This is a genomic window from Bacterioplanoides sp., from assembly GCF_965219715.1.
Classification (GTDB): Bacteria; Pseudomonadota; Gammaproteobacteria; order Pseudomonadales; family Oceanobacteraceae; genus Bacterioplanoides.
Genome location: NZ_OZ244785.1, coordinates 931,194 through 947,140, shown reverse-complemented (window position 1 = coordinate 947,140; position 15,947 = coordinate 931,194). Strand labels below are relative to the sequence as shown.

The 15,947-nt window shown below is 49.0% G+C and carries 18 protein-coding genes; 13 read left to right on the top strand and 5 right to left on the bottom strand.

Annotated features, from left to right (window positions below; genetic code table 11):
* Position 1 precedes the first annotated feature (1 nt).
* Positions 2-859, top strand: a complete 858-nt coding sequence (locus ACOQOZ_RS04895) for a cytochrome c oxidase subunit 3 (protein WP_420591157.1) — start codon at positions 2-4, stop codon at positions 857-859.
* Here the strand turns inward: ACOQOZ_RS04895 and ACOQOZ_RS04890 are convergent.
* On the bottom strand, positions 847-1,029 hold the full coding sequence (locus ACOQOZ_RS04890) for a DUF2909 domain-containing protein (RefSeq protein ID WP_420591156.1): 183 nt from the start codon (positions 1,027-1,029) through the stop codon (positions 847-849). The genes ACOQOZ_RS04895 and ACOQOZ_RS04890 overlap by 13 nt on opposite strands.
* Before the next feature lie 12 nt (positions 1,030-1,041).
* On the opposite strand from ACOQOZ_RS04890, the gene ACOQOZ_RS04885 reads away from it, so the two are divergent.
* The 4 genes from ACOQOZ_RS04885 to cyoE are packed head-to-tail and all read left to right on the top strand — an operon-like array spanning position 1,042 to position 4,440.
* Complete coding sequence (locus tag ACOQOZ_RS04885; RefSeq protein ID WP_420591155.1) at positions 1,042-1,803, top strand: SURF1 family protein; 762 nt, start codon at positions 1,042-1,044, stop codon at positions 1,801-1,803.
* Between the two features lie 31 nt (positions 1,804-1,834).
* The gene (locus tag ACOQOZ_RS04880; protein WP_420591154.1) at positions 1,835-2,449 is read left to right on the top strand and encodes a hypothetical protein; all 615 of its coding nucleotides are present in this window, start codon (positions 1,835-1,837) and stop codon (positions 2,447-2,449) included.
* 13 nt (positions 2,450-2,462) lie between these two features.
* Positions 2,463-3,527, top strand: coding sequence for a COX15/CtaA family protein (locus tag ACOQOZ_RS04875; RefSeq protein ID WP_420591153.1), 1,065 nt, complete (start codon positions 2,463-2,465; stop codon positions 3,525-3,527).
* Entirely contained in the window at positions 3,517-4,440 is a 924-nt protein-coding gene (gene cyoE, locus ACOQOZ_RS04870) for a heme o synthase (protein ID WP_420591152.1), read from the top strand. The genes ACOQOZ_RS04875 and cyoE overlap by 11 nt, the downstream gene beginning before the upstream one ends.
* On the opposite strand, the gene ACOQOZ_RS04865 is transcribed toward cyoE, so the two are convergent.
* Together ACOQOZ_RS04865 and ACOQOZ_RS04860 are read right to left on the bottom strand one after the other, a co-directional pair.
* On the bottom strand, positions 4,422-5,804 hold the full coding sequence (locus ACOQOZ_RS04865) for a diguanylate cyclase domain-containing protein (RefSeq protein ID WP_420591151.1): 1,383 nt from the start codon (positions 5,802-5,804) through the stop codon (positions 4,422-4,424). The two genes, cyoE and ACOQOZ_RS04865, sit on opposite strands and share 19 nt — an antisense overlap.
* A complete protein-coding gene (locus tag ACOQOZ_RS04860; protein ID WP_420591150.1) occupies positions 5,791-6,810 on the bottom strand; it encodes a cytochrome-c peroxidase in 1,020 nt (339 codons plus the stop codon). Before ACOQOZ_RS04860 ends, ACOQOZ_RS04865 begins: the two co-directional genes overlap by 14 nt.
* A gap of 211 nt (positions 6,811-7,021) precedes the next feature.
* On the opposite strand from ACOQOZ_RS04860, the gene yegD reads away from it, so the two are divergent.
* Entirely contained in the window at positions 7,022-8,392 is a 1,371-nt protein-coding gene (yegD, locus tag ACOQOZ_RS04855) for a molecular chaperone (protein WP_420591149.1), read from the top strand.
* A gap of 89 nt (positions 8,393-8,481) precedes the next feature.
* On the opposite strand, the gene ACOQOZ_RS04850 is transcribed toward yegD, so the two are convergent.
* Positions 8,482-9,360, bottom strand: a complete 879-nt coding sequence (locus ACOQOZ_RS04850; RefSeq protein WP_420591148.1) for a LysR substrate-binding domain-containing protein — start codon at positions 9,358-9,360, stop codon at positions 8,482-8,484.
* A 156-nt stretch (positions 9,361-9,516) separates the two neighbouring features.
* Between ACOQOZ_RS04850 and ACOQOZ_RS04845 the strand changes: the two genes are divergently transcribed.
* Positions 9,517-10,641, top strand: a complete 1,125-nt coding sequence (locus ACOQOZ_RS04845; protein WP_420591147.1) for an S-(hydroxymethyl)glutathione dehydrogenase/class III alcohol dehydrogenase — start codon at positions 9,517-9,519, stop codon at positions 10,639-10,641.
* A gap of 89 nt (positions 10,642-10,730) precedes the next feature.
* On the top strand, positions 10,731-11,600 hold the full coding sequence (fghA, locus tag ACOQOZ_RS04840; RefSeq protein WP_420591146.1) for an S-formylglutathione hydrolase: 870 nt from the start codon (positions 10,731-10,733) through the stop codon (positions 11,598-11,600).
* A 38-nt stretch (positions 11,601-11,638) separates the two neighbouring features.
* Here fghA and ACOQOZ_RS04835 read toward each other — a convergent pair whose 3' ends face one another.
* A complete protein-coding gene (locus tag ACOQOZ_RS04835; RefSeq protein WP_420591145.1) occupies positions 11,639-12,190 on the bottom strand; it encodes a hypothetical protein in 552 nt (183 codons plus the stop codon).
* Positions 12,191-12,306: 116 nt separating this feature from the next.
* Here ACOQOZ_RS04835 and ACOQOZ_RS04830 point away from each other — a divergent pair, with 116 nt between their 5' ends.
* The 5 genes from ACOQOZ_RS04830 (at position 12,307) to ACOQOZ_RS04810 (ending at position 15,875) form a co-directional block, all read left to right on the top strand.
* Entirely contained in the window at positions 12,307-12,858 is a 552-nt protein-coding gene (locus ACOQOZ_RS04830; RefSeq protein ID WP_420591144.1) for a sugar transferase, read from the top strand.
* 219 nt (positions 12,859-13,077) lie between these two features.
* Positions 13,078-13,905: a helix-turn-helix domain-containing protein gene (locus ACOQOZ_RS04825; RefSeq protein WP_420591143.1), complete on the top strand. Its 828-nt coding sequence runs from the start codon at positions 13,078-13,080 to the stop codon at positions 13,903-13,905.
* Positions 13,906-14,027: 122 nt separating this feature from the next.
* On the top strand, positions 14,028-14,189 hold the full coding sequence (locus ACOQOZ_RS04820) for a hypothetical protein (protein WP_420591142.1): 162 nt from the start codon (positions 14,028-14,030) through the stop codon (positions 14,187-14,189).
* A 145-nt stretch (positions 14,190-14,334) separates the two neighbouring features.
* Positions 14,335-14,877 (top strand): sigma-70 family RNA polymerase sigma factor, encoded by a 543-nt coding sequence (locus ACOQOZ_RS04815; RefSeq protein WP_420591141.1) that lies wholly within the window; start codon positions 14,335-14,337, stop codon positions 14,875-14,877.
* Positions 14,874-15,875, top strand: coding sequence for a DUF4880 domain-containing protein (locus ACOQOZ_RS04810; protein WP_420591140.1), 1,002 nt, complete (start codon positions 14,874-14,876; stop codon positions 15,873-15,875). The genes ACOQOZ_RS04815 and ACOQOZ_RS04810 overlap by 4 nt, the downstream gene beginning before the upstream one ends.
* Positions 15,876-15,947: the final 72 nt, after the last annotated feature.

The following is a 15,947-nucleotide window of genomic DNA, read 5'->3' as shown; positions in this document are numbered from 1 at the left end:
TATGAGTGGTACATATTATGTTCCTGCCAGCAGCCGCTGGCCTGTGATCGCGGTGTTGGTGTTGGCCGTGCTGGCCATTGGTGCCGGTTCCAGTCTTTCATTCGGCTGGGGTGGTGGTATTGCCATTGTCGGTTTTATCGGCGTACTGCTGGTGATGTACTTCTGGTTTGGCGATGTGGTGAAGGAATCCCGCAGCGGATTATACGATGAACAAATGGACCGCTCATTCAGGCAAGGTATGGGCTGGTTTATTTTTTCAGAAGTCATGTTTTTCGGCGCATTTTTCGGAGCGTTATTTTATATCCGCACTTTCGCGTTACCCTGGCTCGATGGTGAAGGCGCTAAAGGAATCAGTGCCTTGTTGTGGCCGGATTTTGTTTCCAGCTGGCCACTGCTGAACCCTCCCGGAGCAGACATTAAAGGCCCGGATGCTGTGATTGATCCATGGCATTTACCTTTTATTAATACGCTGTTGTTACTGTCTTCCAGTGTCACTCTGACAGCGGCTCATCACGCTTTAAGAGCGGATAACCGGAAACTGGTAAAAGTCTGGCTGGCTGTCACATTGCTGCTCGGGGCTGTGTTTCTGGTAGTGCAGGGAATTGAATACATAGAGGCTTATCGTCATCTGGGACTGACTTTACAAGCGGGCGTTTATGGCGGCACATTCTTTTTACTGACTGGGTTTCATGGCTTGCACGTCACCATTGGTGCCATCATTTTATTTGTGATTTGGCTTCGAGTTATTCGTGGCCATTTTACGGCGGAACATCATTTTGCTTTTGAGGCGGCTGCCTGGTATTGGCACTTTGTCGACGTTGTTTGGGTGGGGTTATTTATTTTTGTTTATGTTGTTTGAGGAAGGTAGAACCACGCAGTTAATTGCAATGCCAGCAACAACGCCAGCGATATTCTTACGCTAAGCGATTGCAGTAGTTGCAGAGGACGGTTTTTTATTAAAAAACCAGCGCCCGCAACCAGGCTGGCCAGCATCAGGATAAATGTAATAACGATGGATAGTTTCAGCACCGGAGTTTCCTTATGGCAACGGGGATCAGTAAAAATAAAGCAGAGCACGCGCTGAACTGCCAGTTAAAATTACGACGCGGGTATTCGTTGCGGGCATTTTTCTGGTGGCTTTTCTGGTTCAGCCTGATTGTCGCCGGTTTGTTGCTGAGTCACTGGCAATGGCAGCGTGCACAGTTAAAAACTGCCATTTTACAGCAACAGAATCAGGCCGAAATTCTCTACAACCCTCAAATGTTGCCGGAGCCGCTCAGTCAGATAACACTCACTGGATATTTTCTCGATGAGCAAAGTCGCTGGTTGGATAACCGGATTTATCAGGGCCAGGTAGGCGTCGCATTGATGACGCCTTTTATGGATATTCACGGACGCCTGTGGCTGGTTGATCGTGGTTTTCTGAATACCCAGGGGCGTCGTGGCCCCCTTGAAGCTTATAACCCGGTTGCCAGTGAACCTCTCATTGTGGTTGCCGGTACCTGGCAACGCCTGGATCAACGAAACCGTGATTTATTGCTCGGCAATAATCAGGAAGGAATGCGCATTCAGACACTCGATTTAAGTCTGTGGCCGGATCATTCGGAGTATTTTCCCGGAGTACTTCATCTGACCAGCAGCAGTGTGCAACAGCGCAGCATTTCTGGACAACGCTTTATACCCTGGTGGCGTTCTCATCAGGTTTCGCCGGAACGACACCTTGGCTACAGCCTGCAGTGGTTTTTGCTGGCAGCGGTTGCCGGTATGTTTGCGATTCTTGGCCGCCGACATTTTCTGAACTGAAGACGTATTGATGTAACTGCGGAGAAATGTAATGAGACCAGCCGCTGATAAACTGAAATTAACGTTACTACTGGTGATACTGATGTGTCCGATGCCACTTGCCTGGAGCATGTGGTACTGGCAATGGGGTATTCCTCAGCAGCAGGTTGCCAATGGTCAGATTCTTCCCGAGATCGACAATATTCAGGATTGGCCAACCGTATCTCCTATATTCCAGCAGACAACACGCAGCTGGTACCTGATCTTCCGTTGTCAGCCGTTAATTCCGGACTGTCAGTTGCGTGATGAAATGTGGCGTTTACATCGCGCTCTGGGACGAGATGCTGCACGTGTCCAACGCTGGTATTTATTGTCAGAAAATACTGAAGATCCGATTGCTGGCCGATTCCTCGGCGAGCAGGTTGCGCTGTTGTATTCCGCGGTTACCGCTGAGGATATGGGGGGGTATATGATCTGGCTGGCGGATCCTAATGGTGAAGTTGTGGTCAGTTATGGCGGAAAAATTCTGATCGATGATGTGTTTGATGATTTGCGTTATCTGCTGCGACGAAACCCAGCGCCGCCACAATGGCAAGCGAACGGTATTAACACTGGTAGCGAAACGCAAATAACCCGTCGTAATCAAACAAAAACATTTAAACAATAACCGGAGTAACGCTATGGCAGAAAAAAAACTCTGGTTTCATCGCATGGCGGTCAGTGCCGCCATTATGGCCATTGTTGTCATTATTCTCGGGGTGGCGACGCGGTTAATGGATGCCGGGCTGGGGTGCCCGGATTGGCCTGGCTGTTATGGCCAGTTAATTGTGCCGGATGCTAAGGTTGCAGCGTTATTTTCGCCACAGCCGTTAGAGCCGGTAAAAGCCTGGATGGAAATGATACACAGATACGTCGCTGGTTTTCTTGGTGTTATCGCAACCGTTCTGGTTGTGATGGCATGGCGGAATAAAAAAGCGTATCCGGCGTTATTTATTCCGTCGTTACTAACATTTATTGCCGTTGGTATTCAGGGGATCTTCGGAATGTTAACCGTCACTCTGAAGCTATGGCCGGTGGTGGTGACGTTGCATTTATTGGGCGGGATTCTGTGTTTGACGTTGTTCTCCTGGCTGGCGTTAATCAGCAGTAAACGGCCATCAGAAGCCCGCATAGTTGATAAAAAAACGCCGCTAAATCCGCTGTATATGTTTGCTTGCGTTGCCTTGATTGCTCAGATCGCTTTAGGAGGGTGGACTTCCAGTAATTACGCAGGTGTTGGCTGTATCGGTTTTCCGCAATGCAATGGCGAATGGTGGCCTGATGCAGATTTTTCCCAGGGGTTTCATTTAAGCCAGGAAATAGGGCCAGACTACCTTCATGGCCAGCTTAATGCGTCTGCCCGTACCGGCATTCATTTAGTACATCGGTCTGGTGCTGTGGTTCTGGGTATCAGTTTATTGTTGTTGTGGCGGCAACAGCGCAGTAATCCTGCACCCGCACGGAACTTCGTCAATATCGCTGTGGCTCTGTATGTCACTCAGGTACTGGTTGCCGCGGCTTTAGTTGTTTTTTCTCTGCCTTTGTCGCTGGCGTTATTGCATACCAGTGTCGCCGTTGCACTTTGGCTTTGCCTGTTTGTTGCGGGTTATCAGGGCATCGTAAGACAGGCGGTAAAGCACGGTGAACACCTGGATGGCCCTGTAAACCAGAAGATTCAGCCAAAAGGAGTGGGGTATGGACTCTAAAACACAGAGTTTGACGATATCTGAACCGGTTAGTTTTGCCGATTACTGGACGCTGGGCAAACCGCGAGTGGTGTTGGTGATGCTGGTCTGTGCTCTGGTTGGTATGTTGATGGCGACGCCTGCTATGCCTTCGCTACTGAGCATGTTTTACGGGTTGCTGGGGATTGGCCTGATGTCGATGGGAGCGGCCGCATTTAATCATGTTCTCGACCGGCGATTTGATCGATTAATGGCTCGCACCCGGCGTCGTCCTTTGGTGCGTGATAAGTTGCAAACTTGGCAGGCATTATTATATGCCTGGCTTCTGACGTTACTGGGTTTTGCCGTGCTGGTCTCGGAAGCGAATGTGTTGACGGCATTGCTGACGGCAGCAGCGCTGGTTGGCTACGCCGTTATATACACCGCGTTTTTAAAACATGCCACACCGCAGAATATTACCATTGGCGGGCTGGCCGGAGCCGCGCCGCCATTGTTGGGCTGGACCGCCGTCACAGGTTCGGTATCCGCCGATGCTATTTTATTGGTGTTGATTATTTTCGCCTGGACCCCGGCACATTTCTGGGCATTGGCCATTTATCGTTGTGAAGAATATCGTCAGGCGGGTGTCCCTATGTTACCGGTGACTCACGGGCTCAGTTTTACTCAACTGCAGGTGTGGCTTTATAGCTGGTTAACGGTTGCCGCGAGTCTGATGCCATACGTGACCGGCATGGTTGGGGAGATCTATTTGTGCGGAATCGTGGTGATTAATATTCGCTGGTTATGGCTGAATTATCGTGTGTTTAAATTGCAGAAAACCCAGTTAATGACGGCGTCAAAAATATCTTTCTGGTTTTCTATTCGCTACATCTTGTATTGTTTTTTACTGTTGTTGCTGGATCATTTCTTAAAGATTTACGCCATATCAGGGTGATACAGATTGTAGGTGTTTTTTCCATGCTCCTTGGAGTAATACATCGCTTTGTCGGCCGCATGCATGATGTCGGCAACACAAGCGCCATGATCCGGGAAAAAGGCCACTCCTAAACTGCCGGACAATGGGTACTCGTCGTATTTATCGGATAATGGCCGGCTCAGCAGTTGCAGTACTTTATCGCAGATATTGGTTACCAGCTGTTGTGCGTCTTCAGCGTCAAGATCGGATAACAGAATAACGAATTCATCGCCCCCCAATCTGGCCAGCGTTATCTCGGCCGACTGCATTTTTTTGCAACTGTAACTGAGCTTGCCGCAATAATCCGATAAACGTGTCGCCAGGCGGCGTAGTACTTTGTCACCCTCGCTATGCCCCAGGTGATCGTTGATCGCCTTAAAACCATCCAGATCAATAAAAATCAGGGCGCCAAAATAATCATTATTGCGGCGGATGCTGCGTTGCAGTTGATCAAGAAAATAACGGCGATTATTCAGTCCCGTCAGCTGGTCCTTTTCACTCAGGTATTTATGGCGTTTGAGATGCTGATGAAGCTGATAACGGTTCACCAGAAAGGCTAAAACCAGAATGATCAGTGCGCCGGAATAAAATACCAGGAAGTATTTCAGCCTTTCAGCGGCGATGATATTACGATCGTGGTCGCGGGTTAACTGGTTATTCAAGCGGGCAAAAAAACGGCTGATAGGGTTGGCGAGAATTTCCTGAAGAATAGCGTTTTCCTGCTGCTTGAATTGCAATAACTGTTCACTATGCAGGGTGAAGCTATCTAATAGCGGCAGTTTTATTGTCTGACGCAAGCGTTCGATATCGATCAGCAAAGATCTGAGTTTCTGATACTCGTCCGGGTCGGCGTAGCTGTGGTTGTTTATCAGCATTAACGACAGCTGGCTGATCTGCTGCTTTTGCTGAATGCTCAGCTCGGGCTGCAATAATAGCTGGTACTGCACCCGTGGCAGGTAACGCAACGAGTTCGATAGCTTGGCATGCAGTGACTTAAAGCGCTCAACGGCAACCAGACGTTGTTCATGATGTTGCTGCAGTTGTTCTAACAGAGCTTTTGCTCTCGCCTGATTGTCATTCAGGCTGGCGTATAAGTCGTTAAAACCTCTGCTGGCTTGTTGCTGGCTGTTGGCTAATGCATCAAAATTTTGCTCAAAACCACTACGCACGCTTAACACCCGCTCTGACAGAATGGCATGATGCTGTCGCAGAGTGGTCAGCGCCATGGACTTTTCTTTGTCGAGCATAATCGCGCTGCTGCCGCTGTGCTGGTACAGCCACAGCAGAGGAAACGACAGAAATACCGCAGCAATGGCAATGAGTGGAAAATTACTCCGGTTCATAGGGTATCCCGTTCAGGCTTTTCAGGAAGGCTGCAATATCACTAATATCCTCAGGTCGGGCCTCAATTGCCAACTGATGACGAAACATCACTTTAATCGCTTGTTCCAGGGTTTTCGCCGAGGCGTCGTGGAAATACGGAGCTGTGAGTGCCACGTTGCGCAGGGTGGGTACGCGGAAATAGTATTTGTCCTGGGGGTGATTGCTGAAATTAAAGTAACCCAGATCCCGTTTCAGTGTGTTGTCATCGACGGGTAAATAATCGCGCATTACACCGAACTTTTGCCGCAGATTACCCCCCAGTGCTATCCCCTGATGGCAGCTGACACAGCCAAAGTTTTTAAACTTTCGAAAACCTTCCTGCTCCTGTGCGCTCAGCTGATTGCTGTCGCCACGCAGAAACGCGTCAAAGCGTGAAGGCACGGCGAGTGATTTTTCATACGTTACAATCGCGTCAGTAATCGTGCTTTTATCGATGCCAGAGTAGCCTGCTTGTTTGAACCGAGCCGGGTAATCCGGATGTTGCTTTAAGCGTCTGATCAGTTGTGGCCATGGCAGATTCATCACCTTTGGATTTTCCACCACCACCTCCAGCTGGACTTCCAGTGAGGGCAGCTGGCCAGCCCAGTTCTGATAAAGCAGCAAGGTGCTGTAGGCCAGGCCTGGGGTATTGACCGGAATAACACCACCTTGCGTGCTGGGCGAAAAATCACGGCGGTCAGCAAAACCATGGTCCGGACTGTGGCAGTCGCTGCAGCTCAGTTGCTGATTTTCAGACAGCAATTTGTCGTAAAACAAGGTCTTGCCCAGCTCAACGATAAGCTCGGGATAATCCGTTTTGATCAGGGGAGGGATGACTTGTTGTTGGTCGACCAGCTGGGTTTGCAGTGGCATTGGGAAGTTCTGCAGTGCCGGTTCAGAAGCCGGAGACGCGAATATCAGAGGCACACAGAGCAGGGAGCACAACATAGCAACCAACAGACTGGCTATCTGAAACAACTTTAACATTGGCAACTTTACTCCCGGCACAGCTTTCAGAGTAACAAGGCGACAGTAAGGTTCAAGTTGGTTAAGAGTTTTTTACCAGATGTAACATTTTATGGTGAGTTTTGTCGCTGTCTTGTTAATCCCGGGAGTCGATGTTGCTGAGATTGGTAAATCGTTGATGCTGTGATACTGTCCGCGGCCTTTTTCTTTACGCTGCAGTTTCGGTGAATGAATGATCTCTGGATTTGATTACGGTACCTCCAATTGTGCTTTGGGTGTTATGGCGGATGATCAGCAAACCGTCTCTCTGTTACCTCTGGAACAGGGAAAGGCGTTTGTACCGTCGGCTTTGTATGCTTTATCCCGGGAGTTAATCTGCGAGTTTGTTGGTTTAAATATTCACGACAAAACTGCACAGCAGGATTTTATCGCCCTGCGCCAGGCTAATCTGGCTCAGGCTCGTCGGGTACGTGCTGAAGAGGGAATTGAGGCCGATGAACAAAGCCTGTTTTTTGGTCGCTCAGCCTTCCATCAGTATTTCGAATGGCCGGAAGACGGCTACTTCGTTAAGTCGCCTAAATCGTTTCTTGGTGCCAGTGGTTTACAACCACAGCAGTTAGGTTTCTTTGAAGACATCGTCACTGCCATGATGCAAAACGTAAAACGTCATGCGGAAATCGCGGCGGGCAAAGAAATTACTCATACCGTTATCGGTCGCCCGGTGAACTTCCAGGGGTTAAATGCCGAGCAGAGCAACCAGCAGGCGCTAGCTATTCTGTCGGTGGCGGCACGTCGCGCCGGATTTCATCAGGTTGAGTTTTTATACGAGCCAATTGCTGCAGGCCTGCATTATGAACAGGGCTTACAGCAGAATCAGACAGTACTGGTGGTGGACGTCGGTGGTGGTACTACCGACTGTGCTCTGGTGCGTATGGGGCCGGATTATCGTGGCAACAGTGACCGCGGTGCCGATTTTCTCGGTCACAGTGGTGAGCGTGTTGGTGGTAATGATCTGGATATCCAGCTGGCATCGAAGCAGTTGTTGCCGTTGTTTGGTTCAGAGTCACTGATGAAAACCGGCAAACCAGTGCCGAAGCAAACCTTCTTTAACGCCGTCACCACTAACGACGTCAGTGCTCAGGCAGACTTTAACAGCCTGGAAACCGGTTTATATCTCGATCAGCTGGTGCGTGATAATGCTGAACCAGATCTGATTCGCCGTTTCGTGCGTTTGCGTCAGGAACGTCAGAATCACCATCTGGTACGCAGTGCGGAACAGGGGAAAATCGAATTGTCCGCTGCGGGGCATATTCAACTCGACCTGGCTTATGCCGAAGCTGGTTTAACCTGTGCCATTGATCGAGCAGCTTATGCTGAGGCCGTCGAACGTCCGGTTGAGAAAATGGTGGCGTTAATGGATGAAGCGCTGGCTCAGGGTGGTTGTCTGCCGGACTGTATTTATGTCACTGGCGGCACCGCGCAATCGCCGGTGGTGCGCCAGGCGATTGAACGCAAGCTGGGCAATATTCCGGTGGTGGATGGCGATCACTTTGGTAGTGTTGCTGCCGGTTTAACCGTCTGGGCCCAGCGTATTTTCGCCTGAAAATCCTTCACTCTGTGTTGCTCATCATTCATTTAACGCGTTAAACATCATGCTTCGCGCCTTGATTGAAGGGTTTTCAGCACACTGGATTATGAAAGATGCTCTTCAAAGTAGTCGAGCAATAACGCCACCTTGGGCGAGGTCCAGCGGCTGTCCGGGTATAAACCCCAGATGCCTTCGGCCTGGGGGCGGTAACTCTGCAACACTTCTACCAGTGAACCTTCTGACAGTCCCTGGCTGACGTATTCCGCCGGGAGTTGCACAATGCCACCGTGCTTCTGTGCGGCGTCGAGCAGGGAAACGCCACTGTTACAACGCAGACTGCCGGCGACTTTCACTTGTTTTTCACTGCCCTGATCGTTAAAGCGCCAGTGATCCACCGATCCTAATAGACAATTGTGGTGTTTCAGCTCAGACAAGCTGTGGGGCTGACCAAACTGCTCAACGTACTTCTTAGAAGCGCAGGTATACACCTGGCGACTGGCAAGTTTACGTGCTCTTAAACGGCTGTCCTGCAGGCGCCCCAGACGAATGGCCAGGTCAAAACCCGCATCAACGATATCGAGCCGGGCATTTGTTAGTTCCACTTCAAAGCTCAGCTGCGGATATTGCTGCTGAAAGTCATTAATCAGTGGCATCAATAAGCGTTCACCAAAGGTAATCGGGGCAGTCAGGCGGATTTTACCTTTGGGCACGGTTTGCAGTTCCTGCAGACTGTTCTCGGCACTTTCAAAACCATCCAGCAGCTGTCGGCAACTCTGATAATAACGTTTGCCTTGTTCGGTGACCGTTACCTTGCGGGTAGTGCGGTGCAATAGCTGGGTACCCAGGCGTTGCTCCAGACTGTTCACCTGACGGCTGACTTGCGCAGTAGAAATCGCCAGCCGTTTTGATGCTGCGGTAAAGCTACCTGCTTCAACCACACAGACGAATTCAGCGATACCTTCCCAGCGAGGGATAAAAGACATGGTGGGACCCTGGTGTGGTTACTATTGATTATTACTCAGGTGTAATAGTGATTTTAGATTATAGCTATTATCACGGTGTAATAGCTAATGTAGGATAAATTCATCGGCTGGAGAGACTCCGGCTTCATTAAAATCAGATCCTGAAAGGACAACGTTATGAGCGCCAAACCAATTACCTGTCGTGCAGCGGTAGCCTGGGCTGCCGGTGAACCGTTAAAAATCGAACAAGTTGAAGTAGCTCCACCTAAGCCGGGTGAAGTGCGGGTGAAAATCATCGCCTCTGGCGTCTGTCACACTGATGCATTCACTCTGTCTGGTGATGACCCAGAAGGTATTTTCCCGGCGATTCTGGGCCATGAAGGTGGCGGTATCGTTGAATCCATCGGCGAAGGTGTGACCAGTGTTGCTGTTGGTGATCACGTCATTCCGCTGTACACGCCGGAATGTGGCGAGTGTAAGTTCTGTAAATCCGGTAAAACCAACCTGTGTCAGAAAATCCGTGAAACCCAGGGCAAAGGCCTGATGCCGGATGGCACCAGCCGTTTCTCCATTAACGGCGAGCCGATTTATCACTACATGGGTTGCTCAACCTTCTCTGAATACACGGTACTGCCGGAAATTTCCCTGGCGAAAGTGAATAAATCGGCGCCGCTGGAAGAAGTGTGCTTATTAGGTTGTGGCGTTACCACAGGTATGGGCGCGGTGATGAATACTGCCAAAGTACAGGAAGGTGACACCGTTGCCATCTTTGGTATGGGTGGTATTGGTTTAAGTGCGGTAATTGGTGCAGCCATGGCCAAAGCCAGCCGCATTATTGCTATCGATATTAATGAAAGTAAGTTTGAACTGGCAAAACAGCTGGGTGCAACTGACTGCATTAATCCAAAGAACTACGACAAGCCTATTCAGGAAGTGATTGTTGAACTGACTGATGGCGGTGTTGATTATTCGTTCGAATGTATCGGTAACGTTGATGTGATGCGCAGCGCATTAGAGTGTTGTCACAAAGGTTGGGGTGAGTCGGTCATTATTGGTGTTGCCGGTGCTGGTCAGGAAATTTCTACCCGTCCATTCCAGCTGGTTACCGGTCGTGTATGGCGTGGTACTGCGTTTGGTGGTGTGAAAGGCCGCAGTGAATTACCGGATTATGTTGAGCGCTACCTGGCGGGTGAATTTAAGTTAAGCGACTTTATTACTCATACCATGGCGCTGGAAGGTATTAACGATGCCTTCGAGCTGATGCATGAAGGTAAGAGTATTCGTACGGTTATCCATTTTTAATTATCAAACCCTTTAAGAAAAACCCGAATCAGATTCTGTTTCGGGCTTTCTTCTGACTGGTGGATAAATTTAAAAAAGAGAAAAATACCATGAGTATTGAACTGATTTCTCAGAATAAAAGTTTCGGTGGCTGGCATAAGCAATATAGCCATGCTGCAACCAGCACTCAGTGCAAAATGCGTTTTGCGATTTTTCTACCGCCTAAAGCGAATGAAGAAAAAGTACCGGTTTTGTATTGGTTATCCGGTTTAACCTGTACCGACGAAAACTTTATGCAAAAAGCCGGTGCACAAAAGTTGGCGGCTGAGCTGGGTATTGCTATTGTTGCGCCGGATACCAGTCCTCGCGGTGATGATGGTAAAGATCTGAATGGTGGCCAAATTGCCGATGCAGACGGTTATGATCTGGGGCAGGGAGCTGGCTTCTATCTGAATGCAACTGAACAGCCGTGGCAGAAACACTTCAATATGTATCAATATATTGTTGAAGAATTACCGCAGCTGATTGAAGCGAATTTTCCGGTGACCGACAAAAAAGCAATTTCCGGGCATTCCATGGGCGGCCATGGTGCCATTACAATTGCGCTGAAAAACCCGGGCAACTACACCTCAGTATCGGCTTTCAGCCCGATTACTAATCCAATCAATTGCCCTTGGGGTGAAAAAGCCTTTACGGCCTATCTAGGTGACAATCGTGAAGACTGGAAGCAATACGATAGCTGTGAACTGATGTCGGCCGTTACTGATGTCAGTGATTATCCATCGTTGCTGGTGGATCAGGGCCTGGCGGATAACTTCCTGCAAGAGCAGTTAAAACCCGAAGTGCTGCAACAGGTTGCGGATAAAGTGTCGTACCCGCTGACGCTACGCCAGCACGAAGGTTATGACCACAGTTACTACTTTATTGCTTCATTTATTGATGAGCATCTGCGCTTCCATGCTGAAGCGTTGAATGCCTGATTAAGCGCGTTCGAGTGTGCCTGTTAAACCAATTAGCGTTAAAACTGATCCGCTAAGGTAACAACAAGCCCGGGGCTGGATAAAAAACTATTCAGCTCTGGGTGGTTGTCGGTTTTATCGCTGGTGTTGTTTAACTCAACGTTGCTGGTGATCAAAGCTACGTTAATTACGACTCGCTCATATAGCCAATAAATGACTTCCTTGCCGTTCTGCAAATCCTCAACCCGGTAGCGGTGCTGATACTCCAGCTGCGCCCAGCCGTCTTTCAGATTCCATTGTTTGAATTCACCATCCAGTCGGAAACAAATCCAGTCAGGTTTATCGCGATAGATTAACAGCCGATCGAGCTGAGTTCCCATTGCCGGAACTGCTTTCAAATCGAAGCGACTCTTCGGGTAGACAGAAGTCGGTCTGTGCTCACCGCGTTGCTCCAATATTATATTTATACCGTTATCTAATTTCAGTGGTTCAAGATTCTCCGGGTTAACCAGAGCCGTGGTGGGGACCTGATTCCGTGCTGTTTCGAAAGACTCGCCACGCTGGTCTTTTTCCCATTGTTGGCACAGGGTCTGAATCAGGATCTTTGGCATAATCGGAGCTCTGGAGAAAAAGGTGCAGTATACCCAAAGGGCCACGGCAAATTCTTTAGCTTTACACCGTGGATTTGTTAAACTGCGCGCCTCAGAAACAAGGTAGGGAGCCTGAGGTGTTAAGGGTATTCGATTTTATATTTTCTTTACTGGGCCTGGTATTCGGCTTTCCGGTATTGGTTGTTATTTATGTTGTGGGCTTGTTTGATACGGGCTCCCCGGTATTTACCCAGGAGCGTGTTGGTCGCAATAAAAAACCGTTTACGCTGGTTAAATTCCGCACAATGAAGGTTGATACCGCCTCGGTTGCCAGCCACCTGGCGAGTAGTTCTGCCATCACTCCTATGGGGGCTTTTCTGCGCAAAACCAAACTGGATGAGTTACCACAGTTGTGGAACGTATTGAAAGGTGAGATGAGTTTGGTAGGCCCACGTCCTGGGCTCTTTAATCAGGAAGAGCTGACCGCTGCTCGAGAAGCGGCGGGTGTGTTCGACGTACGTCCGGGCATTACCGGGCTGGCCCAGGTGAATGAAATTGATATGTCGACACCTGAGTTGCTGGCCAAAACCGATGCTCAAATGATCAAAGAACTGAATGTAGCAAGCTATTTTAAGTTTATTTTCCAAACGGTTCTGGGCAAAGGTTCGGGGGATCGTGTTAAGTCCTGATGTCTCTCCTCCTCTCGGGCGCTGAGCGTAGCGCCCGTCAGAAGTATCTCTTATGTAACCCTCGCGGCCTCGTTGATGCTCCCATCAGCTCCCGGTTTTACTTGTCTCACTAAGCTATCTTTCACTTCCGGATGAATTACCCTTTATAGCAATATTGTCCAAGTCGCGTCAGGCGATTCGGGTTAAGCTGTGGTGGTCGCATAAACATTGGTCATGGCCATGAAAACGGATAATCAGTTTCGGTATCAACGCAGCAAACATCTGAACGATGTGACCATGCTGCGCGCTGAAATTAACGATTTCAGCTATGACAAACACGCCCACGAAGAGCTGTCGATTGGCCTGACCCGACAGGGGTTACAGCATTTTAACAGCAGCGGCTCTTTTCATCGCAGCGAGCCGGGCAATATCGTGTTGTTTAACCCGGAGCAGGTACACGATGGTCACGGTGAAGCAGGTAACACACTGCTTTACGATATGTTGTATATCCATCCGCAACAGTTACGCCCGATGCTGGAAGCCGCAGGGGTCAAACAGGTCGATAATTTCCGGGTAAGCAATAGCGTGATCGGCGATGCTTTACTGGGCGATTCGGTGTTAATGCTCAGCGAGCTGATTTCACAGCAAAGTAACGATGCCCTGATACTGGATTATTGGCTGTATCAGTTATGCGCCCGGATGGCAGCTTATCAGCAGGAATTTGTGCCCAATCAGGTGGTGCGTAAAGCGGATCAGTTGCTGGTTAAATCCAAAGAGTTTATTCAGGACCATGTCCGCGCCGATATCACACTGGATGATGTTGGTAATGCCATTGGCATGTCGAAATATCACTTTTTACGGCTGTTTCGCAGTCAGTTTGGCATCACGCCACATCAATATATTGTTAGTTGTAAAATTAATGCGGCCAGGTCGGAGCTGGAGAAGGGCACTGGTATTGATGATGTGGTGTTTGATTTTGGTTTTTCCGATTTAAGTCATTTTAATCGACGCTTTAAACCAATTTATGGCATGACACCGAAACAATATCAAAAGTCTGTTCTGGGTTGATTTTTGTTTAATTAATATCGAACTAAAAAATAAATAATTATCCAATAAGAATTAAAGCAATTTTATACAAGCGCTGAATAATGTGCATTCGATACTCTGGAACCACTAACCCGGAGGTCGAAATGAAAGCACTTGTATTTTTTATTCTGATGGCATTTTTATCGGTTTTACTATCCGCTAATCAGACAGGATTTTCATCGCCAGAAGCAATTCATTCTGAAGATGAACAGGCACTGAAAAAAGCAAAAATCCGTAGCTGGAAAGATAACTGGATGGGGCCTTAACCCAGAGACGTCTCGCAAGGCGTTCGTTTGCTTGTTACCGCAGACAGGTAAGAGGCTTTGGTAAAGCCTGTTGAACCCCGTCACCAAATCCCTATAATGCGAACCATTCGTATTTATTAAGCCGTTAGCATGATAAGAGGGGATTATGTCGTCAGCTGATTTATCCGGCTCTGATTCTGCCGTATCGGCCGTTAATCAGCAGCTACAGCAATTGTACAGTGATCATCAGCCGTGGTTATTGTCTTGGCTGGGCAACAGGTTGGGGTGTCGGCAGCAGGCCGCAGACCTGAGTCAGGACACCTTTGTTCGTCTGCTGAAGAAACAACAATACTTGTCCCTGCAAGAACCGAGGGCTTTTCTGACCGCGGTTGCCAAACGTGTATTGGCTAATCATTGGCGGCGTGAACAGCTGGAGCAGGCTTATCTGCAGGCTCTGGCCCAGACACCGGAAAGCTTTGCGCCGTCCGAAGAAGAGCGGGCAATTCTGTTTGAAACTCTGTATCACATTGACCGTTTACTGGATGGATTGCCGGTAGTGGTTAAGCAGGCATTCCTCTATGCACAACTTGATGGTTTAAAGCAGGCAGAGATTGCCAGAAAGCTGAATATTTCAGTTACCAGCGTAAAACGTCATCTGGTACGTGCTACTGCCCAATGTTATTTCGCCATTGGTAACGATGAATCATGAATCGTGATATATCCTGCCCGCCGGATATCGCTGAAGCTGTAGCGATGCAGGCGGTGGAATATCTGGTCGAACTGCAAACCGGTGACAATCCGGATACGGTTCGCCAGCAGGTGGCAGACTGGTGTCAGCAGCACCCGGATAATGCAAAAGCCTGGCGTCATATCCAACAGATGAATAATCAGTTTTCTGACCTCAGCCAGCTCAGTGGTCATCCCATGATGCGCGATGCCATATTACAGGATAAAGCGATATCGCGGCGTGATTCCGTTAAGGCGCTGACGTGGTTGCTGTTTTGTGGCTCCGGAGGTTGGTTGGCAACGGAGCAACTTCCCTGGCAGGCCTGGAGTGCCGATCACCGCACCTCGGTTGGTCAACAAAAAACACTAACGTTTGCTGGTCATACTTTGACCCTTAATACTGACTCTGCCGTTAACCTGAAACAGGAGGCAGGGCAGCCCCCAGGCGTACACCTGATCGACGGTGAAATATTACTGTCTGCTGGGCAGGCGTCATCAGCCGAGCTGAGCGTCACTGCTCAGTCACTGGATTGCTTAATTCGCAGTCATAAGGCTGAATTTTCACTTTATCAGCACAATAAGCAATGTCGTCTCAGTGTTATGGCTGGCAGAGTAGAAGTATTTTCTATCCCTCATTCAGGTGCCACTTCGAAGAAAGAGCTCATGGCTACTGCTGAGGCGGGAGATCAGCTGGTTTTACAGAGTGATCAGCTATTGCGGCGATCTGAGTTTGAGCCAAGCAGCCTGGCCTGGCGCCGAGGCATGTTGGTGGCCAGCAGTATGCGATTGGAGGATTTCCTCGCTGAAGTCAGTCGCTATCGCCGCGGAACACTCAGATGTGCGCCACAAATAGCCGACCTGAAAGTATCCGGCAGTTATCCGCTCGAAGATACTGACCGTATTCTTGCTGCTCTGGAAAATGTGTTGCCGGTAAAAATGCAGTATCTGACGCGATATTTTGTTACCGCACAGCCAGCCTGAACAAAAAAATATTTTTTCAAAAAAAGTGGTCTGTTTTGAATTCTCACGGGACATAGAGAATAAAGGAAGTCG